The following is a 24,771-nucleotide window of genomic DNA, read 5'->3' on the forward strand; positions in this document are numbered from 1 at the left end:
ACTTCAAGTTTAATTCAATTCCTCCTCTGTGTTTCTAAAGGTAAATAGAAGGCTTAGGTTTTCGTCAGAGCGAAGTGAAACTAATAACAATCTAACTTAATCTGCTTTCGGTTTTGGTAAAAGCTTAGGCTTTGGTTATTATGCTTTTGGCAAATTTGATCAAGTACTTGTGTCACTCCTTTTTGCATGGTAATGGAGCCGCAAATCATAATTGTACCATTTTCTTTCAACGTTTCGGTAATAAATGGAGCATCTTTTTCTATGAGGCTTTGCACGTAAATTTTATCACAGCAACGGGAGTAAGCAGGCTTGAATGTTGTCAACTGATTGTCGGCCAAGGCGCCTTCAATGGTTTCTTTATAAATGTCGAATGAGTTGCCTGTTCGCCCACCCCAATACAGGTGAATTTCGTGTGCTCTGCCGTTACGGTTGATCATGCCCAAGAAAGGTGCAATGCCAGTTCCATTACTGATCATAATGGTGCGTTTTGCTTTTTTAGGGAAATGAAAAGCTTTATTCTCAAGCAGAAAACCTTCGAGTGAATCGCCAATTTTTAATTCGTGCAAAAGTGTAGAGCATAAACCGAGTTCATGCTTTTTTACACTGAGTAGGAGATTACCGTCTTTTGATTTTCCCAATGAATACAGACGCTCACGAGTACTGTTTTCAGGGTAAATGGCCAATAGATCTCCTGACTCAAATTTCTTATTTCCTTCTTGCTTTAGCTCTATAAGTGCAGTGTTATCTTCCACATTAGAAGAAATGGCACGGTTGACGACTGTGAATTTCTGTGTCTTTTTTCGGGCAATAAGGTTGTCTGGTTTGGGCAATTCAATGGTTAGCCCTACTTTTTCGGCCCAAGGATTCACCCATTCACTAAAAGCTTCAAAGGACTGATTATTGACCGTATGTACTTCCAGCAATTGAGTGCTTAAAGGGTGTTTTCTTAGCAAATCATCAGTATCAAAAGCAAATTTGCAAAACTCTGGGTAGGCCAATGACCCAAAACCCACTACGGAAAAAGTGAAGTCATTTTTTGGTCTAAAATCTTTAATAAAAAGTTTCTTGAACTTATCCGCATTGCTTGGTGCTTCGCCTTGGCCATAAGTTGCTGTAATCACCACCAAATGCTCCATTTTCTTGAAATGGCTCAGTTTGTTCATGTCGGTGAGGTAAGAAGTTTGTTTGGCAGCTAGTAGTTGATCGTGCAGTAACTTGGCATACTTGCGCGTGGTCCCTCCTTCGGAACCTACTAGAATTACATACTTACACTGATCTTTGGGATAAGGGTTTTTGATTTTGGCGGCCCTTCTTTTTAGGGTAATGGCAAAGCCAGAATAAATAAAGAATGGCAATGTTAAGCTAGCCAAACCAAGAACAACAGACCATAGAATTGTTCCTTGACCAGTGTGAAGCATCATTGCCAATTCAGAAAACAAGGCCACAAAAGGGTAGGGCTGCTCACTTAACGCTTCACCCGTGAATTGATTTACAATGACTTCTTTTTTCTTCAGCTTTAAGAGGAAGTAATCTTCAACATCATCACTAAACGGAAATTCAATTGACCTGAAATTCTCTAAGGTGTTTTGATTGAAAACCTTAAAGTCGGCTGTGCTAATTTTTGGGCTGGCTTCAATGGCGTCATAATCTACAGCATGACTAATGTTTTCTTCGGGAATAATAGAAAACCTAAGCAGCGAAAGGTAAGTGCCCGAAAGCGAAATAACGATTAATGGAATAAGCGCCAGCCTACCTAAAATTGTATGATAATCATGGAGAAAACTGGTTTTTACCAGCTTGTTAAAGAACTGTTTAATTCCGCCTTGGCGTCTTAAAATTAGGGCTACGCCTGAGGTGGCCATTAAGAATAATAGAAAAGAAGCTAGTCCAATAAAAAACCTACCAATGGTACCTAGAAAAAGCGAACGGTGTAGGCTGGTAGCAAAGTTGAAAATGGCTGCTTTTTCCTTTAGCTCACCAATTTTTTCTCCGGTAAAAGGGTCGATGTAGAAATTCTCACTTCCGTTTTTACCAATCACAGAGGCTGTGATAAAACCATTTTTATCTGACGAAATGCTGAGCACTTCTTCGTATTTCCCATCTATATTACTGAGCAATTCGGCAATAGTAAGCTCAGAAGCCCCGCTGGGTTGGTAAGGTTGCGCCTTTTCAATAATGGGTTCGAAGGCCAAAATTACCCCGGTAATGGAAGCGATAAGAAGGAATAAAGATGAAGATATAGCCAAAACAAGGTGGCTATATCTCCAAAAAGAAATGGTCATAAAGACTTGTGGATATTAATTTGGGATGATACGTACGTAACGGATGTACCCTTTTCCCTCGATTTTACTGTTTACGCTTTCTGCATTTAAGCTCAGTTCTGCATCGGTGACATGATAATCCTGGTTTTCCACAGCCGACTCAAACCTGATTTTATAGCCTGCATCAATTTTTGTTTCGTCAATTTCGAAAGCCAAAACTTGACGCTCTCCATTGCCAATACTGGCGCCAGTAATGCCGTCTAGCTTTTCGTTTTTCCCTGAAGAAAAAGCCCACCAGTTTTTAATGTCGCTGTACCATTCGCTATCATCGCCTTGAACGTATAAAGTGCGTTCGTACTCGCCTTCTGGGTTCATTAATGAAATCGCTACATAAGCGTCTTCTCCAGTGTAGTTAATCATTTGAACCAAGCATTTGTATTTCACGCTGCCAATGTCAGAGGTGAAAGCCATAGCTAAAACTGACCCTGCAATCAATAATATCTTTGTTCCGAATTGCTGTATGTTCAACATCTTATTTCGCTTTTAAGAATTCTAAATCCACCTTGTTGTTGGCTAGCTTTTCGTTTTCCTGAGCTAAATCAAAAGCTGTTTCTTCAAACTCGGTAGTGCTGCTTTTGTCTGCTCCGATTGAGATTAGGTATTTCAAAATTTCATCGTCAGCAGCTTTCATTGCAGCAAGGTGTAAAACAGTTGCTCCTTCGTTGTTTTTAGCGTTGACATCGATTTTCAAAGCATGTACCTTTTTCAGTAAAGCCAAGTCGTTTTTGTCAATCGCTAAATGGAAAAGTGTGCTTTTATCGCCTTGCTTTTTGCTAAGGTCAAGTCCCTTTGCTTGAAGTGATTTCAATTTTTTGTCGAAGTCAGCACTGTTGTTTTTGCTGTATGCACCAATCAAGTATTGGCCTAAGCTGTTGCCTTTCTCATCGGTTACTTTCACATCAGCACCATTAGCAAGTAGGTAATCTACCACTTCAGCATTATTGCGCATTACCGCCATTGTCAAAGCTGATTGACCTTCTTTATTCACATGGTTAATGTCTTTAGTTTTTTCTGCCAAGAAAGTTACCATTTCTAAGCTGTTTCTGCCTGCCGCGTTGATTAAAGGCGTGTTTCCGTTTGAGTCAGCATCATTCACGTTCAAACCTTTACTTAAGAAGTAATTGTAAACGTCTAGGTTGGTATTTAAAGCAGCGATTCTGTGTAAAGCAGAAACGCCTTCGTTTGTTTTTACTGCGGGGTTTAAGCCTAAGCTTTCAAGGTATTTGTAGTATTCCACCGTGTTTTCTCGGTTACTGCTCGCTATCAAAATGGCGTTTTCGCCTGTCACTTTGTTCTCACCGTATTTTACACCACGATCAACCAATTCTTCCAATAAATCGATGTTTCCGCTACGGGCTGCATAGTTGAACAAGCCGTTTCCATTTTTATCTAGCTCGTTCAGATCAAAACCTCTCAATTGGAAATAATCCAACATACCATAGTTGGTCAAACGAGGGATAAGAATGTGAAGGATGTTCTTTCCTTCGGCTGTCTTCTGGTTTTTTAAATCCACTCCATTGGCCTCAAAGAAATCGTAGATTTCTGGTGACTGCTGGCCCCCCGCAGCAGCAAACTGAGCTACAGTGTAATCATGTGAATCTCGAAGGTCGGTTTTTGCACCTTGGCTCATCAGGTATTCCATTACCTCGATGTTGGCGCGAGAAGCTGCCCAGAAAATGTAGGTTCTTGAATCGTGCGTTCTCTTGTTTACGGAGTTGCCTTGCTCCACCAAAAACTGCACTGTTGAAAGTGGGTTGTTGTTCAGAATAGCATAAGTGGTGGCATCAAAACCACCGCTATTGGCTTGAAGTACGGAGTGACCTTTGGCCATATCAGCTTTAATGGCTTCTATGCTTGGTTTGGCCGCCCAGTATTTCGATTGAATAAATGGATTGTCGCCTTGCGCAGCGGCAAAGTTTAAACTTACCATAAACAGCATGGCTAAGGCAAAGGCTTTTGTTTTATTAAGGATTCTCATGGGGCTATTATATGTTGTAGTAGAAGAAAGCGGGCTTTCTCCTCTCAGTTCTTATTTAGACTTATTACAAATAGAATGCAAATATAGAGTCCAGAGTTTATGAACCAAGGGGGAAATGCAGCATAATTAAAATTTCACTAGTACTAGTGATTGAAGGTGTTGAGTCTTAAGAAATCACTCCCCAAACCACAATTCCTTCGCTTTCCACATGGCGGGGTTGCGGTTTTCCTTTTTCCAGATTACGGACAGCGTAGTGCGTTGCGGAATGTTCTTCAACTCTATAAACTTTACATTTAAATCGAAGCCATATTGTAATGAAGTAGGTATTATAGCCACACCAAGCCCACGTTCTACCAATTTAAAAATGGTTTGGGCATGCACTGATTTATGCGATACGGTAGGAGTAAAACCTTGATCTTCGCAAATACTCATAATCATATCATAATAAAGCGGACTGTATTCGCTGGAGAAAAGAATGAAATGCTCGTCTGCCAATTGAGCTACATTCTTAAATTGCTTTTCGTTCATAAGGTGTTTTTTGGGCAGTACGATAGAAAAAGTATCTTCTAAAACGGGGTGCATATGAAACTCTTCAGGCACTCTGGAGAGCCGTACAAAACCGAAATCAAGTTCACCCTTTTCCAGTTTTTCTACCTGAAGCTTATTCGACATTTCTTCCAAATTCACCTTTACTTCAGGCAATTGGGCATTCATTTTCACCATTAAGTCGGGCACTAAGTTCTGCATGGCCGAGCCAATAAATCCGATTCTAATTTCGCCTTGTTCGCCTGAATCAATTTGCTTTAACTCCTTTTTAACCCGTGCTAAATGGTTGTTTATAAATAGAGTTTCGTTCATTAAATGTTCGCCAGCAGTGGTTAAGCTAACCTTTCGTTTTGTGCGTTCAAATAACTTCACACCCAAAACTTTTTCCATTTGGCTAATCTGCCTGCTCAAACCGGGCTGAGAGATGAACAGTCTTTCTGCCGCCTTTCTGTAATTAAGCTCTTCGGCTACCGCCATAAAATACTTAAGGTGCCTAAATTCCAACTGATAATTCATAGTTATTAAGTGTTGATAAAATTGGTATTTATAATTATTAAAAGTAAGACTTACTTTCGTATTAGAAAACAGGTTTCTGATACGCCCCTAAGGATCTCCTATTTTACATTGCTCTAAACTACTAGCTGTGTAGATTCCTTAGCGGGTTTTTTTGTTTAACACACATCATTCATGGAAAGAGGAATATTTTTATACGGTAAAGAACACTTGACCGTAGGCAAGGCGCTTGCCATTTGTGCTGGAGAAATTGCTGGAGATTTGAGTGCAGAAACCAGGGCCAAGGTGGTAAAAAGTCAGCAGACCGTTGAAGAAATTGTAGCCAAGGGAAAGGCCGTTTATGGAATCAATACTGGGTTTGGCCCGCTTTGTACCACCCTTATTTCCGAAGAGAAAACAAGGTTGTTGCAAGAAAATATTCTCAAAAGCCACAGTGTGGGCGTTGGCGAATCGGTGCCAGATGACATCTCAAAACTGATGCTCATTCTTAAAATGAATTCCCTAGCACAAGGTTATTCTGGTATAGCCGAAACTACCTTGGATCGCATCAAATGGCATATCGATAATGATATTATTCCTGTAGTGCCTAGCCAAGGTTCTGTAGGAGCTTCTGGAGATTTGGCTCCATTGTCTCACCTCTTCCTTCCCTTAATTGGTTTGGGGGAAGTTATGGAGAACGGAAAAAAGTATGATACACTTAGTGTATTGCAAAAGCACGGTTTAGCACCATTAGAATTGGGTCCGAAAGAAGGTTTGGCACTGATTAATGGCACGCAATTTATTTTGGCCTATGCGGTGAAAGTCGTAGACAGACTTCATAATTGTCTTGACCATGCCGATTTGATTGGCGCCATGATGGTAGAAGCGCTGCTTGGTTCTTCGAAACCATTCAGGCCAGAATTGCATGAGTTACGTCCGTTTAGAGGAAACCAACATGTGGCCGCTCGAATGACTGCTTTGCTTAGCGATTCCGAAGTAATGACTTCACACGCTAACTGCTCCAGGGTGCAAGACCCTTATTCTTTGCGCTGTATTCCACAGGTACATGGGGCTTCGCGAAATGCTTGGTTGCATTTGAAAGAGTTAGTTGAAATAGAACTCAATTCTGTTACCGACAACCCCGTAATTTTAGATGCAGATTTGACAATCAGTGGAGGTAATTTCCACGGTCAGCCTTTGGCCATGGCTTTAGATTACGCCTGTTTGGCCGCTTCGGAAATCGGTAATATTTCCGACCGAAGGATTTACCTTTCCCTTGAAGGGACAGTAGATAATGTGCCGAAATTGCTGATGAAGGAAACAGGAATCAATTCAGGTTTTATGATTCCGCAGTACACCACAGCCGCTTTGGCGAGTGAAAACAAAGGCTTGTGTTTCCCTGCCAGTGCTGATAGTATTCCAACTTCTTTGGGTCAAGAAGATCATGTCAGTATGGGGTCTATTGGAGGAAGAAAGGCTTATCGGGTAATCGAAAATGTAGAAAAAATATTGGGCATCGAATTGCTTTGTGCAGCACAAGCACTTGACTTTCATCGTCCGCTAAAATCAAGTAAAATTATTGGCGAAATGCACAGCTTGGTAAGAAAGCAAGTAACGCATGCCACAGTAGACAGGGTTTTCGCTCTAGACATAGAAAAAACCATCAACATAGTGAAAGAGGGAGCATTACTTTCTGTCGTTCGCCAAGAAGAAAATTATAGTACACTCAAAACTAACCATCATGAATTATTCGAAGTTTATTGAGCAATACGCCAACCATCCGCATTATAAAGCACCAACTGGCAATCAGCTTCATGCTAAATCGTGGCAAACTGAAGCGCCATTGCGTATGCTTTTGAATAACTTAGATGCTGATGTGGCTGAAGACCCTTCAAAATTGGTGGTCTATGGTGGAAATGGCCAAGCAGCAAGAAATCCAGAAGCACTTAAGAAAATTATTGAATGCCTTTTGAAACTAGAAGACGACCAAAGTCTTTTGGTGCAGTCGGGAAAGGCGGTTGGAATTATTCCAACCCATCCTCAAGCGCCTCGCGTGCTGATTGCAAACAGTAATTTGGTTCCAGAATGGGCCAATTGGGAGCATTTCAATGAATTGAAAGAACGCGGCCTGATGATGTATGGTCAAATGACGGCCGGAAGCTGGATTTATATCGGTAGCCAAGGAATTCTTCAAGGAACCTATGAAACATTTGTGGCTTGCGGGCAAAAGCATTTTCAAGGCGACTTGAAACATAAACTGGTGGTGACTGGTGGTCTAGGTGGAATGGGAGGCGCTCAGCCTTTGGCGGCTACTTTGGCCGGAGCCACTTTCTTGGGGGTTGACAAAGACCCTGTTCGAATCAAGAAACGTTTGGATACACGCTACATCGATAAAATGACCTATTCCTATGAAGAAGCCAGAGATTGGGCTTTGGATGCTAAGGAAAAAGGAGAAGCGATTTCCATCGGTTTGGTAGGCGATATTGGCGATGTGCTCGAAAAGCTTTTGGCTGATAATGTGATTCCTGAGATTCTTACGGATCAAACATCTGCTCACGACCCAATCAACGGTTATGTTCCGAATGGTTATAGCTTGGAAGAAGCGGATCAGCTAAGAGTTGAAGATTCTAAAACCTACAAAGCCAAGTCGCTGAAGAGTATGGCAAGGCATGTTGGGTTTATGCTTGAAATGCAGAAACGAGGCTCAATTACCTTTGATTACGGCAACAATTTGCGGGAATTTGCCCGTCAGGGTGGAGAGGCCAATGCCTTCGATTTCCCGGGTTTTGTCCCAGCTTATATTCGTCCTTTGTTCTGTGAAGGAAAAGGCCCTTTCCGTTGGGCTGCGCTTTCTGGCGACCCGGAAGATATTTATACCACCGACCAAGCGTTGATGGAAGCATTTCCAGAAAATCATCATTTGATCAATTGGTTGAAGCAAGCTAGAGAACGAGTAGCCTTCCAAGGTTTGCCATGCAGAATTTGCTGGTTGGGCTTGGGCGAGCGTAAAAAAGCAGGACTTATTTTCAATGAATTGGTAAGAACAGGAAAAGTAAAAGCGCCAATCGTTATAGGTCGCGATCACTTGGATTGTGGCTCTGTGGCTTCGCCTAACCGTGAAACCGAAGGCATGTTAGATGGTAGTGATGCAGTATCGGATTGGACATTGTTGAACCTGATGGGCAACACCAGTGGAGGTGCTACTTGGGTATCTTTCCATCATGGTGGAGGCGTTGGAATGGGCTATTCGCAACATGCGGGTATGGTAGTTTTGGCCGATGGCACCGAGCGTGCAGAGAAATGTTTGGAGCGCGTGCTTCACATTGATCCAGCAATGGGCGTTATTCGTCATGCAGATGCTGGCTATAATCTCGCTCAAGAAAAAAGCGATGAGTTTGGTTTGACACTTTGATCCCTTCAACTTGGAAACTATGGATTTATATGACTTATTGGAAAAGGTCGATTCGAAAGAATCTTTTCTTCAATTCTTAAAAGCCTTGAAGGAGGATAAAATGGATGAGGATAAAAAGGAAGTTGAGCAACCATCTCCACCTTATGGGTCTGGAGCGAATGGGTGGGAGAATGGAAGTATAGTGAATTTTTTGGATGCTATAGAAGCTTTTGGTGTTTCAAGTAAATTGATTCCACAAGAGCCAAGTTGGAAGAACTTTGCTCTATTAATATATGCGGGAAAATTTTATGAATAGCAGCTTGGGCCTGTATTCATTACCCAAAATTCTTACTAAAATAAACATATGAACACCTACAAACTAATCGGTCCATTTAAGCAGGTTTTGCCCATGACGGGCTTGCCATTGAATGGTGCTTTAAAAGACGAACAACTCAATGTTTTAGAAGGTAAGGTGGGAATTCTTCTGCAAGGAGAAACCATTGCCAAAACAGGAGATTTTGATACGCTTTTAAACGAATCCAAAATTATTGGTGCCGAAGTGGTGGAACTCGATGGTGATTTTGTGGCCTTGCCGGGCTTTATCGATTCGCATACCCACATCTGCTCTTCGGGCAGCCGAGCACGTGATTATGCTTTTCGAAACTCAGGAAAAACCTATTTAGAAATGGCCGAGCTTGGTGGTGGAATTTGGTACACCGTAACCCAAACGCGAAATGCTTCGCAAAAAGAATTGGAGGCTGGAATTGCCGAACGAGCCAGTCGCCATTTGTCGGAAGGAGTTACCACCATTGAAACCAAAAGCGGCTATGGACTTACTGTGGATGAAGAGCTGAAAATGCTTCGCGCTATTCAAGCTGTCAATGAAAAGCACGCTGCCGATTTAGTATCTACATGCTTGGCGGCCCATATGCATCCGAAGGGTTTTGAAGGGTCTAAAGCAGAATATTTAGAACAGATTGGTTCTAAATTATTTCCAATTCTCAAGGAAGAAAACTTGGCGAGCCGCATTGATATCTTTGTGGAATCGGGCGCTTTTTCGCCCCAAGAAGCAAAACCTTATTTAGAAAAAGCCAAAGCAATGGGCTTTTCGATCACCATTCATGCCGATCAGTTTTCAACGGGTGGAAGCCAATTGGCGGTAGAAGTAGGGGCAGTAAGTGCTGATCATTTAGAGGCCAGTACAGATAAAGAAGTTGAAATATTAGCCAAGAGCAACACGATTGCCACCGCACTTCCTGGTGCTACTTTGGGTTTGGGTTGTGCCTATACGCCTGCCCGTAAATTATTGAATGCCGGTGCCTGTTTAGCCATTGCCAGCGATTGGAACCCCGGTTCGGCTCCTATGGGCGATCTGCTTATGCAAGCTGCGGTATTGGGTTCAGCAGAAAAACTATCCAATGCTGAAGTGTTGGCAGGTATTACTGTTCGCGCGGCAGCGGCTTTAGAATTAACTGATCGAGGAACTTTAGCGGAAGGAGCTTTGGCTGATTTGGCGATTTTTCCTTGTAATAATTATCAAGAAATTCTTTACCAACAAGGCAAGCTAAAACCTGCAATGGTTTATAAAAAAGGTCAAAAAATCTGAACCCATGAACGCACTGAAGCCCGCAGACCTGTCGCTTTGGAAAGGCCGAAAAGATGAAAATCTTGGACGACCTAACTATTGGTATGAAATGGTGAAAGCGTCCGCGTTGGAGAAGTTAAAACCTTCTGCCAATAAGCAATTGGCCATTTTAGGCTATGCGGTAGATGAAGGGGTAAAACGGAATCAGGGAAGGGTTGGAGCGATAGATGGGCCTGATGCCATCCGTAAAATGCTTGCCATTCTTCCAAACCATTTTCAAAGCCAAACTGAGATTCTAGACTTCGGAAATGTAATCTGTGTTGATGAAGATTTGGACGCAACTCACAGCAACTTTAGTAAGACCGTAAGTCAGTTGTTGAGCCAAGGTGTATTTTCAATTTTATTGGGCGGGGGCCATGATATTGCTTATGCGCATTATACCGGAATTCGTCAGTTTTTAGATGGGCAGGAGAAGAGCCAAACCATCGGAATTATAAATCTCGATGCACATTTCGACCTAAGAAATAATAAAAACGGCAATACTTCTGGAACGCCCTTTTTTCAAATCTCACAAGATTGTAAGACCAAAAATCAGGCATTCGAATATTGCTGTTTAGGTATTCAGCGGTCTGCGAATACGCAAACGCTTTTCAATACGGCAGATGAATTGGGAGTTACCTATTTAGAGAATACAGAATACACCATCGAACATTGGGCTGAAGTAAAAAACTGCTTGAATAGCTTTCTTCAAAAGGTAGATAAGGTCTATTTGACAATCGACTTGGATGGTTTTTCATCGGCTTATGCGCCCGGAGTAAGTGCCCCTTCACCAATGGGCTTTGCGCCCGATATTGTACTGAAAACACTCGATGTATTGATTGAATCTCAAAAACTGATCAGTGTAGATTTAGCCGAATTGAGTCCAAAGTATGACCAAGATAACGCAACTGCAAGATTGGCAGCTAGGTTGGTGCATTATTTGGTTTCTCGTTGAGACTTAACGCTGATTTTCTAAAGGAATCTCCAAGGGTAAAATCCATTTAGCGTTACCGAAAAATGGTTTTTCCTGCGCTGCTAAATCTACATTCGGATCGATAATGTACTGGTATGCTCTTCCGTTAAGCGAAGCCAAAGCTTGTGCGTAAACCTCAACATCTACACCCATTCGGCCATACTCTTCTTTCAAAAACTTAGCAAACTTCCAGATCATTTGTGGGTTTCCGTCCATTTTTCGTTCCTGCCAATCTTGTAGGTAACCTCCAACATTGACTTCAATGAGCTCATCAGTGGCTTTGTTTTTTACCATAAACTCGGTACTCCCTTCTTTACTTCTCAATTTCATGTGCCAAGCATATTTATGGCCTTCTTCCGTCCAATGTACATTTCCCTTAATAAGCAAATGGCGCATGGGTAGAAAAACCTGAATAGCGAAGAAAATTCCCAACCCATATAAAATTACCTTCGGGTATTTTGGGTTAGGTTTGAAGTCATTGGTTTCCTGAGTTTTATCGCCTTTGAACCCGATTTTCTGAACAAGCTTTCTTGGCCAATTGGGGCTAAAGTATAAGCTTGTAGCGGCAATCATAAACCAAGGAAAAATACCAATTTCGAATAGTTCTACATTCATTAAATGGAAGAGGCAAATGGCAATAAAGCCAATTAATCGGGTGCGTTTAAATAGTAGAACAGGTACAACTGCTAAGTCTAGTAACAAGCCAGAGTACGACATAATCATGACCATCCAATGTTCTGTAAAATATTGGCCAATGATGGGGAAATTGAGATCACCTAAAAGCCAATCTTTGAGGGGGTAGCCTCTGAGCCAGTCAGCGTTAATCTTGGCAATACCACCAAAAAAGTACGGAATACCTACCGTAAGTCGGATCAACCATAAATTCCAGCTAGAGTTGTAAGGACTTTTTACGCTTTTGAATATTTTAGAATCAATAGAAAAGCTACGGTGGGCAGGAATAAAAATGAGAATAAAACTGACGATAATAACTAAATAGAAATGGTTGAGGTAACGTGCCTGCTCTAAAAGAAAAGTATAAGTGAAGAGCAAGAAGAACAGAACGGTGCTGATTCTATACAGAAAGCCTATGGTGATGAAAATGGCCAATGCACCCAAAACATACCAAAGTATATACATTCCATTTTCAGACAATGGACTTAGGTTGAATGGTGTGTAAGCGAAATTGAAATAAGGAGTGACCCAATAGCGTTCAATCCAATTGTACTTGAAATAACGAGTTACCTCCCAAAACATAATGCCTCCAAACATTATTCTGAAAAGCACAATCGAAGCATTGTCAATGGGCGAGAAAAGGTTTTTTAATTTCCCTTTCCCAAGTATTTCAGATATTTCTCCTTTACAAATTTGCATTGAATAAGATTGGATTGTACTCGCAGAGCAAATCCTAGCATATGTTTTGGGACTCTAAAATACAGAAGCTTTTCTAATTCACCCATTTAACCATCGCTTTCTAACATTATGGACTGAAACGTGTTTCTATTACATTATCTGATTTTTTATGATGGGAATAAAAACATGGTGGAAATTACTGAAGCAGGCATTTAAAGGCTGGAACGAGGACGAAGCTTTTCGTCAAAGTGCAATTGTGGCTTACTACTCAATTTTTTCTCTGCCGGGGCTCCTGATATTGCTAATCTCCATTGGAGGTGCTGTGTATGGTCAGGAGGCTGTTCAGGGCCGTTTGGTGAATGAAATTTCTGGAATGATTGGTTATGAAGCTGCACAGAGCATTGAAAATATGGTCGTCAGTTCTTACAGGAGCGACTCAGGTTTTATTATGCGAGCTGTGGGAATTGGTATTTTACTATTTGGTGCTACTACGGTTTTCTTTCAATTACAAAAGTCGCTCAATAATATTTGGCGTGTTGAACAAAAGCCTGGGAGTGGAATTAAGAGGCTTATTTTCGATCGTGCCTATTCCTTAGGACTTATTTTGGCCATTGGTTTCTTACTGTTAATATCGCTAGTGATCTCTGCTGTATTGGCTGCCATTAGCGAATGGATGAGCCGTCAATTTCCGGAATACTTACTTGTGTTGGTGAAAGTGACAGACTTTGCCATTACACTGGGGATGGCCACCATACTTTTTGCCTTGGTGTTTAAGGTATTGCCTGATGTGAGTGTGAACTGGAAAAGTGTTTGGTCTGGTGCGTTTTTTACGGCCATATTATTCATTATTGGTAAGTTTGTTTTGAGCTTTTATTTTGGTCAGGCCGAACCAGCCTCATCTTATGGAGCAGCAGGGAGTGTCGTTCTTATCATGCTTTGGATTAACTATACTTGCTTAATTATGTTTTTTGGAGCCGAGTTTACTCAAGCTTTTGCCGAGCACAAAGGTTATAGGTTTAAACCTGCAGAGCATGCCAGATGGAAAGCGCGGTACGAGAAAGATAAAGAGAAGTCTGGCGATTAAAAGTTTAGACCACTTTTAATAAGTAGTCCTGAATCATTTGGAGCGTTTCCGTTTTACGCTCATGCATAGCCATATGAGCGGTTTCTGGTAAAATGTAACCATCAACATTCGCTCGTTCTTCAATATGCTTTTCGGCTATTTTTAAAGGAACACGATCATCGTTGGCCCCACCAATAAATAAAGTTTGAAACGGAAGGCTATTCCAAAGCTCAAACCTGTCTTTTCGGATTTTCATGGCTTCGGTGTAAGCGATAATGGTGTCTAAGGAACTTTGTAGACCGATTGAGGTGGCTAGATCGATTTCTTCCTTTAGCTCTTCTTTTCTTTTTGAATAAAAAAGTGACGGAATAAAGGGGCCAATGAATTTTGAAACCGGATGTTTTTTTAGAAATAAAATCGATTTATTTCTTCTGTGCTTCGCTTCTTCATCATCGGCCAGAGCGGTTGAGTTGAACAAGCCTAGTCCTTGAATAAGGTTAGGATGTCTTTCAGCCATAGCCAAGGCCACATATCCACCCAATGAATGACCAATAACTACGCATTTCTCCACCTTGATTTCAGATAGAAAACCAGCTAATTCATCAGCGACTTCCTCTAAAGTAATGTCTTTGTTCGGTAATGGAGATTCTCCAAAACCGGGTAAATCGGGGCAAATGATTTGAAAGTGTTCTGTTAGCTTATTGGCATAAGGAAACCACATGGATTTGTTTTCACAAAAACCATGAATGAGAATAACCGGAAAACCTTCGCCTTGAATTGTTGCCTTAATTGCTGGCATGAACTGTTTTAGCAAGCTTAACACCCATCATTTCGCGCACAGCATTGGCAATTCCTGCCTCATCAAAATCACATTCGGCATGTAATTGCTCTTGAGTTCCATGTTCTACTATGGCATCTGGAATACCCAAACGCTTAATTTGAGCACTGTAGTTATTGTCGGCCATAAACTCTAAAATGGCACTGCCAAAACCACCAACCAAACAACCATCTTCTACAGTCACTACTTTCTTGAAGTTTCTGAAAATGTCGTGAAGTAATTCTTCGTCTAAAGGTTTTACAAAACGCATGTCGTAATGTGCTGGGTCTAAACCTTCTTTGCACAACATTTCTCTTACCTTATATACGTAGTTGCCAATGTGGCCAATTGTAAGTATCGCTATATCTTTGCCATCGGCTATTTTTCTGCCTGTACCAATGGTGATTTTCTCCATTTTGGTACGCCATTCAGGCATTACGCCTTGGCCTCGCGGATAACGAATAGTAAAAGCTTCACCTTCTCTAGGAAGTTGAGAAGTGTACATTAAGTTTCTTAATTCTGCCTCATTCATTGGGGCAGCCACAATCATATTCGGAATGCAGCGCATGTAGGCGATGTCATAAGCGCCATGGTGAGTTGGGCCATCGGCACCCGCAAAACCAGCCCTGTCTAGAAAGAAATTTACAGGCAAGTTCTGAATACAAACATCATGGATTACCTGATCGTAAGCGCGCTGCATAAACGAGCTGTAAATATTACAGAAAGGAATAAGCCCTTGAGTGGCTAGCCCTGCTGAAAAAGTAACCGCATGTTGCTCTGCAATTCCTACATCAAAAGCCCTGTCTGGCATGGCTTTCATCATAATATTCATCGAAGAACCAGAAGGCATGGCAGGCGTAATGCCCATGATTTTGTCGTTCTTTTCAGCGAGTTCTACCAAAGTATGACCGAAAACATCTTGATATTTAGGTGCTTCGGGCTTATCGCTAACTTTTTTGAAAACTTCGCCTGTTACTTTGTCAAACTTGCCCGGTGCATGCCAGGTAGTTGCATTACCTTCTTCGGCAGGCTTGTAGCCTTTTCCTTTTACGGTTACACAATGTAAAATTTTTGGACCTGGAATTTTCATCAGGTCGGTCATAACACTGGTTAGGTGATGAACATCGTGGCCATCTACTGGGCCAAAATATCTGAGGTTGAGCGACTCAAAAAGATTACTTTGCTTTAAAAGCATGCTCTTCATGGAGTTTTCAACCTTAGAAATAATCTCTTGTGCACTTTTTCCGAATTTGGAGAACTTACTTAGTAGCCTCCAAACGTCATCTTTTACCTTATTATAAGTTTGAGAAGTCGTTACATCCGTCAAGTAATCTTTTAAAGCCCCAACATTTGGGTCTATAGACATGCAGTTATCATTGAGGATAATAAGCAGGTTGCTATTAGAAACCCCAGCGTGGTTCATGGCTTCAAAGGCAAGGCCTCCTGTCATGGCGCCATCGCCAATTACAGCAATATGATGACGGTTATCTTTTTTGTATTGGTTGGCCATGGCCATACCCAAAGCGGCAGAAATAGAAGTAGAAGAGTGGCCTACTCCAAAAGCATCATACTCACTTTCTTTTCTTTTTGGGAAGCCCGAAAGGCCTTTATAAATTCGGTTTGATTGGAAAGAATCTCTTCTTCCAGTTAATATTTTATGTCCGTATGCTTGGTGCCCAACATCCCAAATGAGCTGGTCTGTAGGCGTGTTAAACACATAATGAAGTGCTACTGTTAGCTCTACTACACCCAATGAAGCACCAAAATGGCCTCCGTAAACAGATACGTTGTCAATAATAAATTGTCTTAATTCATCACAAACCTGAACAAGGTCAGCTTGATCTAATTTTTTAAGATCATCAGGTGAATCAATTTTACTAAGCAGCTTTCCCGGTTGTATCAGCATTTGATTTTGGACTAAATGAATTGAGAACTTAAATACGCACGAATTGTTTGAGCCGGATTTTTTTGAAGGAACAAAATTAGAAAATATTTTGAGTTAGTCGGCTTCATTCTCCTAATCCTTATATATTTGGTTCATAACAATTCAGAATCTTTGAGTTTCGAAATCAAACTACCGCTTTTTGAGGGTCCATTCGATCTTTTACTCTTCTTTATTCAGAGGGATGAGTTGGATATTAATGACATCCCGATCAACAAGATAACCAAAGATTTTTTGGATTACCTCCATCACTTAGAACAATTGAATGTGGAGGTGGCGAGCGAGTTTATTTTAGTGGCGGCTACTTTAATGCGTATTAAAGTGAAAATGCTTTTACCACGCCCTGTATTAGATGAAGAAGGGAATGAGGTTGACCCTAGAGATGAATTGGTTCGGCATTTACTTGAGTACAAAAAGTATAAGTCTGTGGTGGAAAGTCTGGCCCAAATGGAGAATGACCGCATGCAGATGGAATCGCGAGGTAATGTTTTGCGTGAGCTCAAAAAGTTATCGGAAGGCAATAATGTTGAATCCGAAATGCAAGACTTGGACCTCTATAAACTACTTAAGGTTTTCCAGAAAGTAGTGAGCCGCTATGAGGTAGAGCAAAACAAACCAAAGCATGAGGTAATTCAATATCCATATACCATTTCATCGCAGCGAGACTTTATCATGGCTAAGCTTAGCGAAACTCCTCGAATTTCATTTGTCGAACTCATTCAGCTAGAACCTAACAAAATCGCAGTAATTTTTAACTTCCTCTCCATCTTAGATCTACTCCAAATGAGAGAAATCACTATGCATTTGGGTGAAGGCTTCAACAATTTTTGGATTGAAAAGGTTGAAGAAGAGTTGGTAGAAAAATAATGGAAGTAGACTCAAAAAAAGCGCTTCGTACTTTAAATCCTAAAAATGTCTGGCTTCCAGTAATTATAGGTTTGGCTATTGTGGTTTTTATCGCACTGCGCGATGATAAACTCAATGACGAATCTTTGCAGTCCATGTTAAGAATATCTGTTTTGGCCATTGTTTTGGCTTTTCTTTTTCTAATTTCTAAAGACCTTTTAAATACAGCCCGAGTAAAGCTAGTAGGGGGAGAATCGTTTACAGCAAAGGATGCACTTCGTATTGTTTTTCTCTGGGAATTTGCCGTGGCAGTTGTTCCTCCACTTATCGGGCCCATTGCTGTGGTGGTTTATATCATTCATAAACATGGTGTAGATGTAGGTAGAGCTTTGGCTTTTGCCTTGCTCTTGGCTATGATGGATAACGTCTTTTTTCTTACCGCTTCTCCTATTGCCTTACTCTTAACCAATGGTGCTGCCTTGCCGCAATCCGAATTGATTCAAAATGAATTGGGCGGAAGTCTGTCGTATTTCTTTTACCTAAGTTATGGCCTCATTGCTTTTTATATTTCGTTTAAAATTTCGGCTTTGCTTCTATTTCCTTCGGTAGTAAAAAATCTTTTACAGCGAATTTCCAGGTGGTCATTTTTAAAAAAGTGGGGGGAACGCTTATCGAATAGAGCCGATGAGCTTTATGAAGTATCAAAGGAATTAAGGGGTAAGTCTGTTGCCTTTTGGCTAAAATTAATTGGACTCACTTATGCCATTTGGATTGTTAAGTTTGGAGTATTAAATATGCTTGTAGTCGGCTTTGTTCCTATTAGTATAGATGAACATCTTATGCTTCTGAGCCGACATCTGATCATGTGGTTGGTGATGCTTGTTTCGCCAACGCCTGGCAGCGCAGGAACAGCCGAATACATTTTCCCTGCTTTTTTCGAGGATTTTTTAGGTGAATACACCTTTGTGGCTAGCTTGATTTGGCGCCTGATCAGTTTTTATCCTTATCTAATTATTGGTGCTTTGATTTTGCCTGGCTGGATTAAGAAGTTGGTGGTAAAAACGAAATAAAAAAAGCGGCCATTAGCCGCTTTCTTATTCTTTATAAGGAAGGTAATCCTTAGAATCTTTCGAATTGAGAGAAGAAGAAGCTTCCTTCAATTGCTGCGTTTTCATCAGAGTCTGAACCGTGTACTGCGTTAGCAGAAATTGATGTTGCATATTTTTTTCTGATAGTACCCTCTTCTGCATCGGCAGGGTTGGTTGCGCCTATTAGCTTTCTGAAATCGGCAACAGCATTGTCTTTTTCAAGAATAGCAGCTACGATTGGCCCAGAAGACATGTATTCGCAAAGCTCACCATAGAAAGGTCTTTCACTGTGTACTTCGTAAAATTTACCAGCGATTTCAGCGCTTAATTTTACATATTTCATTGCTACGATTTTGAAGCCAGCTTCTTCAATCATATTCAAAATTCCACCAATGTTACCTGCTTCTACAGCGTCAGGCTTAACCATTGTAAACGTTCTGTTTGTTGCCATTCTAATTATGTGCTTGTTGTATTTTCTTAATTTGGCTGCAAAAATAGAAGATTAATTCGGATGCTCTAACCTGATTCTTAATATTTTAACTTATTTAACAATAGGTTAATCACTGTTAAATCATTGTTTTAGAAGCTTATTCTTATCAACTTTGCCGGCTGACTGATATACTGCTTTGGCAGTATTTGTTGTTAATGGGAGATATAAATTCTTTAATCAAACAGCTGAATACCCCGAATAAAATTGTGATTACTACACATCACAAGCCTGATGCCGATGCTTTAGGTTCTTCTTTGGGGATGGCTAACTACCTTATTAAAAAGGGACACAACGTTAAGGTGATCACGCCAAGTGACTACCCGGGATTCTTGAATTGGATGAAAGGGAACGATAACGTTTTGGTTTATTCTGATGAGAATTCAGAGCAAGTTCAACGCTTTATTAACGAGGCTGATACTATAATCACACTCGATTTTTCTGTTTTACACAGAATTAACGAAATGGGTGAAATGGTGAGGAATGCTAAAGCCTTTAAAGTAAACGTAGATCACCACCTAGAGCCAGAAGATTTTGCAGACTACAGACTGTGGAACACTAAAGCGGCTTCGACCTGCGAACTTTGTTTTGAGTTAATTGTGATGTTGGGCGATAAGGCCTTGATTGATAAGGATATTGCAGAGTGTCTTTATGCGGGAATAATGACTGATACTGGCGGTTTTCGTCACCCAAATACCACGCAAAATGTTCATGAAGTGGTGGCTGAATTGATAGGCATTGGAGCCGATAACGCCAAAATTGCTAAAGAAATTTATGACACCAACTCTCTTAACAGACTTAAATTTTTAGGTTTCGCACTAAGTCAAAAACTTGAGATTCTCCCTGAATTTCATACGGCCTACTTTGCCATTACAAATGATGAACTCAACCGGTTTGAATCGAAAACTGGAGATACTGAAGGTTTAGTGAATTATGCCCTTTCTCTTGAAGGAATTGTTTTGGCGGTTTTGTTTAAAGATAGTGGTGACGGCATAAAAATGTCATTCCGATCAATAGGTGAGTTTCCTGCCAACGAAATTGCTTCTAAATATTTTAATGGAGGAGGCCATAGAAATGCAGCTGGAGGTAAAACCGAAGGAACACTTGAAGAAACGGTAGATAAATTCAAGTCGATTTTGAAAGATTACAAACCTTTGCTAGATAGCGAAAGGAAAAAATAACCACTTAATTGAGGTAAAACACAAGGATAAAATTAGATATGAATAGGATGAATAAATACATTGTGGTAATGATTGCCCTTATTGGGCTCTCTGGCTGTAAGCCTGAGGTGAAGTTTATTGAGTCAGAGCCGGGTGTTCAGTACAGGTTAGTTGACGAACGAGATGGGAAAAAATTGGGTCCCAATCAAGCCATGTTGTTAGACCTTAATAGTGTTTATAAAGATTCTGTAGTAATTAACCCTAAACCAGTTGGAGGCTTCTTTATCAACCCAGTTACGGGTGTCCCTCCTATGTTGGGTAAAATTCTTCAGCCTTTGGGCGAAGGAGATAGTGTGCAAATCAAGTTTGATTTAGCACAATACTCAATGTTAACAGGAATGCCTATTACTCCAGATTTAGATACTGCCGAATCTGTCTTCATGAATATTAGAGTTCTTGAAATTAATGATGAACAAGCTTTTGTTGAGCGAGCGCAGACCGAAATTGAAAGAGAAAGTGCAAAACAGTTAGAGAAAGACAAAGCAATAATTGAAGAGTACCTAGCAGAAAATAACTTGACAGCCGAAAGTACTGAAGAAGGCCTTTACTATATTATTAAAAAGGAGGGTAACGGACCTAAACCACAAGCGGGTCAAACGGTTTCGATTGACTATGTAGTTCAATTATTGGATGGAACGTATATTGATACAAGCCATAAATCCGTTGCAGAAGAGCATGATTTTTACAACCCTCAAAGAGAGCCTTACGAGCCATATACATTTCCTTTAGGGCAAAAAGCCGTAATTGCGGGATGGGATGTAGGTATTCCTTATTTGAATAAAGGTGCAAGTGCCATTTTCTTTGTTCCTTCGGGATTGGCCTATGGTCCAGAATCAAGACCTGGTAGCCCAATTCCTCCAAATGGAATTTTAATGTTTGAGGTTGAGTTGGTTGACATTAAGAACTAAAAAATAAACTGATGAAAACGATTAGAATTTTCTTGGTGTTGGGCATTGTAGCCTTGGCTTTTAGCGCGTGTAAGCCAGAAGAGGTTTTCGATACAGAAGAGCAATTTGTTAGAGATACTGTTTTAATTGAGCAGTATTTAGCTGATAATAATCTTGAGGCAGAAGTAGATGAAAGCGGTATTCGCTATATAATTACCGAACAAGGAACAGGTGAGAATGCCAAATTTGGATCAACTGTATTGGTAAAGTATACAGGTTACTTATTGGATGGTACCACCTTTGATACCAATGTTGGTGGTGCAGATTCTTTTGATTTTGTGATTGGTCAAGGAGCTGTGGTACAAGGCTGGGATATTGCTTTTAAGCTATTTAATAAAGGAACTGAAGCTACTATATTTATTCCATCAAAATATGGTTATGGTAATGTTGGAAACTTGTTCATTCCTGCCAATTCAGTATTAATCTTTGAGGTACGTGTAGTAGATATATTGGGCAACGATTAAGGCTTTGTTGCCGAAGAATTTGTAAACGGGGTCGCTTTTTAAAAAGGTGCCCCGTTTTTTATTTGTAGTGCTTAACTCTTCTTGAAATAGAGTTTCATAAGTTCATTATTCATTGGGCGTTTCCAGCGCATTTCGCTATTACTAACTTCTATTTCCCAATTTGTACGGGTGCTCTTTTCATCGCTGATTAATGTAAGGGTAGGTGAGTGAGCATCTATTTGCCAAATGCCTGTTTCTACTAAGGCTCCTTCTTTATCAAGCTTTTTGTAGCGTCTGTCCCAACCGAAGCTGTAAGTAGTTTTCTCAAGCAAATATTCAGAAATTACTTTGCCAGTAGTTGGGTCTATGCCATTGGCAATTGTAATCTCCCAACTACCAACAACCATGTCCCAAGGCGCCATTGGTTTTTTACTCACTTTTACCAAGCTTATGTTCACTTTATTTTCTTCTTCAATTCTCTGCAAAGTCATTTTTTCACCCTGAAATGAAATATTAAAAGGACCGTAAGGGTCAATTCCCGCTTCGGTTGATTGTAGTAAAGTGTTCTGCTGGTCATCGTAAACCCAGCTGCCCAAATCGTTTTGAAGCCAGCCATTTCCTGAGGTATAGGTACCATCTGCTGCAAACAGAATCCATTTGGCGGTTGGGCTTAGGTTTTTGTCGTTCACCAAAACCTTTTCAATTACCCATAATCCTGTAATAGGCGGAGGTGTGAATGAAATGTTACCTGTTTTCTCATTTACAATTTGTGAGACATTTTGTGCATTGCATGGCCTAATAAGAACAACAGATAGAAGCAGAATCAATAAATATTTCATTAGTGCCAAGAGTAAATAGATGTATAAGTGAAATTAGAGGATTTGCCTTGTCCTTCAAAATCCATTTCATGCCTTTAAATTTTCTTATCTTCGTTTTCAAATTAAAAGAATATGAAAAGAAAGAATATAGCACTTTTCGCTTTGTTGGTCATGGGCTTTTGGGCTTGTCAATCGGGAGAAAATGTAACTGAAGAAAAAGTATTTATTGATACGCTGACCATTGATCGGCATTTGAGTGTATTGGCTTCGGATGATTTTATGGGCAGAAAACCGTTCACCGAAGGAGAAGAAAAAACGATTCACTACTTAGAGTCAGAGCTAAAAGCGATGGGCTTGAAACCGGGGAATGGCAATAGTTATTTTCAGGAAGTGCCTTTGGTGGAGATTACAGGTACACAATCGCCAACCATGACCGTAACAGGGCAAGGAAAAACGATGAGTTTCGAAACTGGTAACGATGTAGTAATCTATACCGAAAGGGTAGAGGAAGAAGTTTCTGTTAAGGATTCTGAACTGGTATACGCAGGTTTTGGTATTGTGGCACCTGAATATGGATGGAATGATTATGAAGGGATAGACGTAAAAGGGAAAACGGTAGTCGTTTTGGTAAATGACCCTGGCTTTGGGTCGGGCGATAGCACCTTCTTTAAAGGGGACCAAATGACTTACTATGGCCGATGGACATACAAATATGAAGAGGCAGCCCGACAAGGAGCGGCTGGTGTTCTGATTGTGCACGAAACCGTTCCGGCTGGTTATCCATGGTTGGTGGTTCAAAGTTCTTGGACAGGTGCAAAGCTAAATTTAGACGATGCCAATCCGCCCTATAAATGTGCCATTCAAGGATGGATTACTAGAAATACAGCAGTTCAATTGTTTCAAGCCGCTGGAATTAAAGATTACTCAGGAATTGCGAAAACAAAAGGTTTCAAACCACTGGCCTTGGGTTTGAAAGCCTCAATGAGTGTTCAGAATGAAATTAAAAGAGATATGTCGCACAATGTGGTGGCCATGCTTGAAGGAACAAAACGCCCTGATGAATATGTGATTTATTCTGCCCACTGGGATCATTTGGGGGTAGGGGAGCCAGTAGATGGCGATTCTATTTATAATGGCGCCCACGATAATGCCAGTGGAACTGTAGGCTTGCTTACTATAGCCGAAACTTTTGCTAAAATGGAAACTAAGCCTGAACGATCTGTGGTGTTTTTATTTGTAACGGCAGAAGAACAAGGTTTACTGGGTTCAGCGTATTATGCTCAGAACCCGCTTTTCCCAGCCAATCAAAGTGTAGCAAACATTAATATTGATGGACTTCCGGCCTATGGCGAAATGAAGGATTTGACTATAACAGGCTATGGACAATCGGAACTAGATAATTACGCAAAGGCCGAAGCTGACAAGCAGGGGCGTTATGTAATCCCCGATCCTGACCCAGCAAAAGGTTATTTCTTCCGTTCCGATCATTTTAATTTTGCAAAAATTGGTATTCCGGCATTGTATGCTTCGGGTTCTTATGAGTCGAAAGAAAAGGGAGTGGAGTTTATTGAAGGGAAAACGCAAGAGTATTTAGATATTCGATACCACCAGCAAGCCGACAATTATTTGCCTGAAGAGTGGGATTTGAAAGGAATTGCCCAAGATGCTGTGCTACTGTTTAATGTTGGCAATAAGTTGGCGAATGAGACTTACTTTCCTAAGTGGAATGAAGGGTCGGAGTTTAAAGCGAAACGAGATGAGGATATGAGTTTGAAAAAGAAGTAATTCCTTTTTCACAGTAAAAGCAAAGGCCGATTGATTATTCAGTCGGCCTTTGTTTTTGCTTTACTTTTTCACTTCCAGCAGTTCAATTTTAAATTTTAAGTTGGAGTTAGGAGGAATTCGAGTTGATCCTATATTTTGATAACCATAAACAGAAGGAATAAAGAAAGTGCCACTGCCGCCCTCTGTTAGTATTTGGGTAGAAATATCGAAACCTAAAATAACCATGCCTCGGCCAGCTATAAAGCCAAAACGTTCATAAGTTCTGTTTGGGTTAAAAATACCATTGTTTGTGGCTACTTGTTCGAGGTTGGTGTCTACAAGGGTGCCATCTAAAAGGTAGAGTTCATAATTAACATAAACAGTATCTTCTAAGGCTACTGTTTTTCCATTTCCCTCTGTATCGATAATATACCTAATGTCCGTTTCGTGAATTTGTACTGTTAAATTGTTGGTAGTAATATAGCTATCGATTGTAGCAAGATCAATCGGTAATTGTACATTGGGGTCGTATGAGGGGCCAAAATCATCTGAACAAGATTGCGTTATGGCCATAATAGCGAGTACTCCCAGCAAAATTTTTATTCCTTTCATAATTCGGTTATTTGCTCAATTCGAGCGGTCATTAATTTCTTGTGTTCTC

22 protein-coding genes are annotated in these 24,771 nt (G+C 40.6%); 12 read left to right on the top strand and 10 right to left on the bottom strand.

What is annotated here, in order from left to right:
* Window positions 1-80: 80 nt before the first annotated feature.
* From OB69_RS10050 to OB69_RS10065, 4 genes are all read right to left on the bottom strand, one after another.
* Complete coding sequence (locus OB69_RS10050) at window positions 81-2,282, bottom strand: PepSY domain-containing protein (protein ID WP_053223596.1); 2,202 nt, start codon at window positions 2,280-2,282, stop codon at window positions 81-83.
* Between the two features lie 15 nt (window positions 2,283-2,297).
* Window positions 2,298-2,792, bottom strand: a complete 495-nt coding sequence (locus tag OB69_RS10055; RefSeq protein WP_053223597.1) for a DUF2271 domain-containing protein — start codon at window positions 2,790-2,792, stop codon at window positions 2,298-2,300.
* 1 nt (window position 2,793) lies between these two features.
* The gene (locus OB69_RS10060) at window positions 2,794-4,299 is read right to left on the bottom strand and encodes an ankyrin repeat domain-containing protein (RefSeq protein WP_053223598.1); all 1,506 of its coding nucleotides are present in this window, start codon (window positions 4,297-4,299) and stop codon (window positions 2,794-2,796) included.
* 174 nt (window positions 4,300-4,473) lie between these two features.
* A complete protein-coding gene (locus OB69_RS10065; protein WP_053223599.1) occupies window positions 4,474-5,361 on the bottom strand; it encodes a LysR family transcriptional regulator in 888 nt (295 codons plus the stop codon).
* A gap of 171 nt (window positions 5,362-5,532) precedes the next feature.
* Here OB69_RS10065 and hutH point away from each other — a divergent pair, with 171 nt between their 5' ends.
* Genes hutH through hutG form a run of 5 tightly spaced genes read left to right on the top strand, consistent with a single transcriptional unit; the run spans window position 5,533 to window position 11,307 of the window.
* On the top strand, window positions 5,533-7,101 hold the full coding sequence (hutH, locus tag OB69_RS10070; protein WP_053223600.1) for a histidine ammonia-lyase: 1,569 nt from the start codon (window positions 5,533-5,535) through the stop codon (window positions 7,099-7,101).
* Entirely contained in the window at window positions 7,079-8,749 is a 1,671-nt protein-coding gene (hutU, locus tag OB69_RS10075; RefSeq protein ID WP_053223601.1) for a urocanate hydratase, read from the top strand. Before hutH ends, hutU begins: the two co-directional genes overlap by 23 nt.
* 19 nt (window positions 8,750-8,768) lie before the next feature.
* The gene (locus tag OB69_RS10080) at window positions 8,769-9,044 is read left to right on the top strand and encodes a DUF7660 family protein (protein WP_053223602.1); all 276 of its coding nucleotides are present in this window, start codon (window positions 8,769-8,771) and stop codon (window positions 9,042-9,044) included.
* A 48-nt stretch (window positions 9,045-9,092) separates the two neighbouring features.
* Window positions 9,093-10,334: an imidazolonepropionase gene (gene hutI, locus OB69_RS10085; RefSeq protein ID WP_053223603.1), complete on the top strand. Its 1,242-nt coding sequence runs from the start codon at window positions 9,093-9,095 to the stop codon at window positions 10,332-10,334.
* A 4-nt stretch (window positions 10,335-10,338) separates the two neighbouring features.
* Complete coding sequence (gene hutG / locus OB69_RS10090; RefSeq protein ID WP_053223604.1) at window positions 10,339-11,307, top strand: formimidoylglutamase; 969 nt, start codon at window positions 10,339-10,341, stop codon at window positions 11,305-11,307.
* Between the two features lie 3 nt (window positions 11,308-11,310).
* On the opposite strand, the gene OB69_RS10095 is transcribed toward hutG, so the two are convergent.
* Window positions 11,311-12,696, bottom strand: a complete 1,386-nt coding sequence (locus OB69_RS10095; RefSeq protein WP_053223605.1) for an HTTM domain-containing protein — start codon at window positions 12,694-12,696, stop codon at window positions 11,311-11,313.
* A gap of 148 nt (window positions 12,697-12,844) precedes the next feature.
* Here OB69_RS10095 and OB69_RS10100 point away from each other — a divergent pair, with 148 nt between their 5' ends.
* Complete coding sequence (locus tag OB69_RS10100) at window positions 12,845-13,759, top strand: YihY/virulence factor BrkB family protein (protein WP_053223606.1); 915 nt, start codon at window positions 12,845-12,847, stop codon at window positions 13,757-13,759.
* 4 nt (window positions 13,760-13,763) lie between these two features.
* Here the strand turns inward: OB69_RS10100 and OB69_RS10105 are convergent, their stop codons facing one another.
* Window positions 13,764-14,537, bottom strand: coding sequence for an alpha/beta fold hydrolase (locus OB69_RS10105; RefSeq protein WP_053223607.1), 774 nt, complete (start codon window positions 14,535-14,537; stop codon window positions 13,764-13,766).
* Window positions 14,524-16,461 (bottom strand): 1-deoxy-D-xylulose-5-phosphate synthase, encoded by a 1,938-nt coding sequence (dxs, locus tag OB69_RS10110; protein WP_053223608.1) that lies wholly within the window; start codon window positions 16,459-16,461, stop codon window positions 14,524-14,526. The genes OB69_RS10105 and dxs overlap by 14 nt, the downstream gene beginning before the upstream one ends.
* Before the next feature lie 150 nt (window positions 16,462-16,611).
* On the opposite strand from dxs, the gene OB69_RS10115 reads away from it, so the two are divergent.
* Together OB69_RS10115 and OB69_RS10120 are read left to right on the top strand one after the other, a co-directional pair.
* Window positions 16,612-17,364, top strand: a complete 753-nt coding sequence (locus OB69_RS10115; protein WP_053223847.1) for a segregation and condensation protein A — start codon at window positions 16,612-16,614, stop codon at window positions 17,362-17,364.
* Window positions 17,364-18,413, top strand: a complete 1,050-nt coding sequence (locus tag OB69_RS10120) for a lysylphosphatidylglycerol synthase transmembrane domain-containing protein (RefSeq protein WP_053223609.1) — start codon at window positions 17,364-17,366, stop codon at window positions 18,411-18,413. Before OB69_RS10115 ends, OB69_RS10120 begins: the two co-directional genes overlap by 1 nt.
* Window positions 18,414-18,462: 49 nt before the next feature.
* Here OB69_RS10120 and OB69_RS10125 read toward each other — a convergent pair whose 3' ends face one another.
* Window positions 18,463-18,882, bottom strand: coding sequence for a nucleoside-diphosphate kinase (locus OB69_RS10125; RefSeq protein ID WP_053223610.1), 420 nt, complete (start codon window positions 18,880-18,882; stop codon window positions 18,463-18,465).
* A gap of 194 nt (window positions 18,883-19,076) precedes the next feature.
* Between OB69_RS10125 and OB69_RS10130 the strand changes: the two genes are divergently transcribed.
* The 3 genes from OB69_RS10130 to OB69_RS10140 are packed head-to-tail and all read left to right on the top strand — an operon-like array spanning window position 19,077 to window position 21,549.
* Window positions 19,077-20,099, top strand: coding sequence for a DHH family phosphoesterase (locus OB69_RS10130; RefSeq protein WP_053223611.1), 1,023 nt, complete (start codon window positions 19,077-19,079; stop codon window positions 20,097-20,099).
* A gap of 47 nt (window positions 20,100-20,146) precedes the next feature.
* Window positions 20,147-21,046 carry an FKBP-type peptidyl-prolyl cis-trans isomerase gene (locus tag OB69_RS10135; RefSeq protein WP_053223612.1) on the top strand — a complete coding sequence of 300 codons (900 nt, stop codon included), beginning with the start codon at window positions 20,147-20,149 and terminating at the stop codon, window positions 21,044-21,046.
* An 11-nt stretch (window positions 21,047-21,057) separates the two neighbouring features.
* Window positions 21,058-21,549 carry an FKBP-type peptidyl-prolyl cis-trans isomerase gene (locus tag OB69_RS10140; RefSeq protein WP_053223613.1) on the top strand — a complete coding sequence of 164 codons (492 nt, stop codon included), beginning with the start codon at window positions 21,058-21,060 and terminating at the stop codon, window positions 21,547-21,549.
* Between the two features lie 71 nt (window positions 21,550-21,620).
* Here the strand turns inward: OB69_RS10140 and OB69_RS10145 are convergent, their stop codons facing one another.
* Window positions 21,621-22,367 carry a hypothetical protein gene (locus tag OB69_RS10145; RefSeq protein ID WP_053223614.1) on the bottom strand — a complete coding sequence of 249 codons (747 nt, stop codon included), beginning with the start codon at window positions 22,365-22,367 and terminating at the stop codon, window positions 21,621-21,623.
* 111 nt (window positions 22,368-22,478) lie between these two features.
* Here OB69_RS10145 and OB69_RS10150 point away from each other — a divergent pair, with 111 nt between their 5' ends.
* Complete coding sequence (locus tag OB69_RS10150; protein WP_053223615.1) at window positions 22,479-24,131, top strand: M28 family metallopeptidase; 1,653 nt, start codon at window positions 22,479-22,481, stop codon at window positions 24,129-24,131.
* A gap of 60 nt (window positions 24,132-24,191) precedes the next feature.
* Here OB69_RS10150 and OB69_RS10155 read toward each other — a convergent pair whose 3' ends face one another.
* Entirely contained in the window at window positions 24,192-24,722 is a 531-nt protein-coding gene (locus OB69_RS10155; protein WP_053223616.1) for an FKBP-type peptidyl-prolyl cis-trans isomerase, read from the bottom strand.
* Between the last annotated feature and the right edge of the window lie 49 nt (window positions 24,723-24,771).

Source organism: Roseivirga seohaensis subsp. aquiponti (assembly GCF_001267955.1).
Taxonomy (GTDB): Bacteria; Bacteroidota; Bacteroidia; order Cytophagales; family Cyclobacteriaceae; genus Roseivirga; species Roseivirga seohaensis.

Bases quoted from the DNA above. Each gene is read 5' to 3' on its own strand.
- OB69_RS10050 (WP_053223596.1), bottom strand. From the start codon at position 2,282: ATGACCATTTCTTTTTGGAGATATAGCCACCTTGTTTTGGCTATATCT.
- OB69_RS10055 (WP_053223597.1), bottom strand. From the start codon at position 2,792: ATGTTGAACATACAGCAATTCGGAACAAAGATATTATTGATTGCAGGG.
- OB69_RS10060 (WP_053223598.1), bottom strand. From the start codon at position 4,299: ATGAGAATCCTTAATAAAACAAAAGCCTTTGCCTTAGCCATGCTGTTT.
- OB69_RS10065 (WP_053223599.1), bottom strand. From the start codon at position 5,361: ATGAATTATCAGTTGGAATTTAGGCACCTTAAGTATTTTATGGCGGTA.
- hutH (WP_053223600.1), top strand. From the start codon at position 5,533: ATGGAAAGAGGAATATTTTTATACGGTAAAGAACACTTGACCGTAGGC.
- hutU (WP_053223601.1), top strand. From the start codon at position 7,079: ATGAATTATTCGAAGTTTATTGAGCAATACGCCAACCATCCGCATTAT.
- OB69_RS10080 (WP_053223602.1), top strand. From the start codon at position 8,769: ATGGATTTATATGACTTATTGGAAAAGGTCGATTCGAAAGAATCTTTT.
- hutI (WP_053223603.1), top strand. From the start codon at position 9,093: ATGAACACCTACAAACTAATCGGTCCATTTAAGCAGGTTTTGCCCATG.
- hutG (WP_053223604.1), top strand. From the start codon at position 10,339: ATGAACGCACTGAAGCCCGCAGACCTGTCGCTTTGGAAAGGCCGAAAA.
- OB69_RS10095 (WP_053223605.1), bottom strand. From the start codon at position 12,696: ATGCAAATTTGTAAAGGAGAAATATCTGAAATACTTGGGAAAGGGAAA.
- OB69_RS10100 (WP_053223606.1), top strand. From the start codon at position 12,845: ATGATGGGAATAAAAACATGGTGGAAATTACTGAAGCAGGCATTTAAA.
- OB69_RS10105 (WP_053223607.1), bottom strand. From the start codon at position 14,537: ATGCCAGCAATTAAGGCAACAATTCAAGGCGAAGGTTTTCCGGTTATT.
- dxs (WP_053223608.1), bottom strand. From the start codon at position 16,461: ATGCTGATACAACCGGGAAAGCTGCTTAGTAAAATTGATTCACCTGAT.
- OB69_RS10120 (WP_053223609.1), top strand. From the start codon at position 17,364: ATGGAAGTAGACTCAAAAAAAGCGCTTCGTACTTTAAATCCTAAAAAT.
- OB69_RS10125 (WP_053223610.1), bottom strand. From the start codon at position 18,882: ATGGCAACAAACAGAACGTTTACAATGGTTAAGCCTGACGCTGTAGAA.
- OB69_RS10130 (WP_053223611.1), top strand. From the start codon at position 19,077: ATGGGAGATATAAATTCTTTAATCAAACAGCTGAATACCCCGAATAAA.
- OB69_RS10135 (WP_053223612.1), top strand. From the start codon at position 20,147: ATGAATAAATACATTGTGGTAATGATTGCCCTTATTGGGCTCTCTGGC.
- OB69_RS10140 (WP_053223613.1), top strand. From the start codon at position 21,058: ATGAAAACGATTAGAATTTTCTTGGTGTTGGGCATTGTAGCCTTGGCT.
- OB69_RS10145 (WP_053223614.1), bottom strand. From the start codon at position 22,367: ATGAAATATTTATTGATTCTGCTTCTATCTGTTGTTCTTATTAGGCCA.
- OB69_RS10150 (WP_053223615.1), top strand. From the start codon at position 22,479: ATGAAAAGAAAGAATATAGCACTTTTCGCTTTGTTGGTCATGGGCTTT.
- OB69_RS10155 (WP_053223616.1), bottom strand. From the start codon at position 24,722: ATGAAAGGAATAAAAATTTTGCTGGGAGTACTCGCTATTATGGCCATA.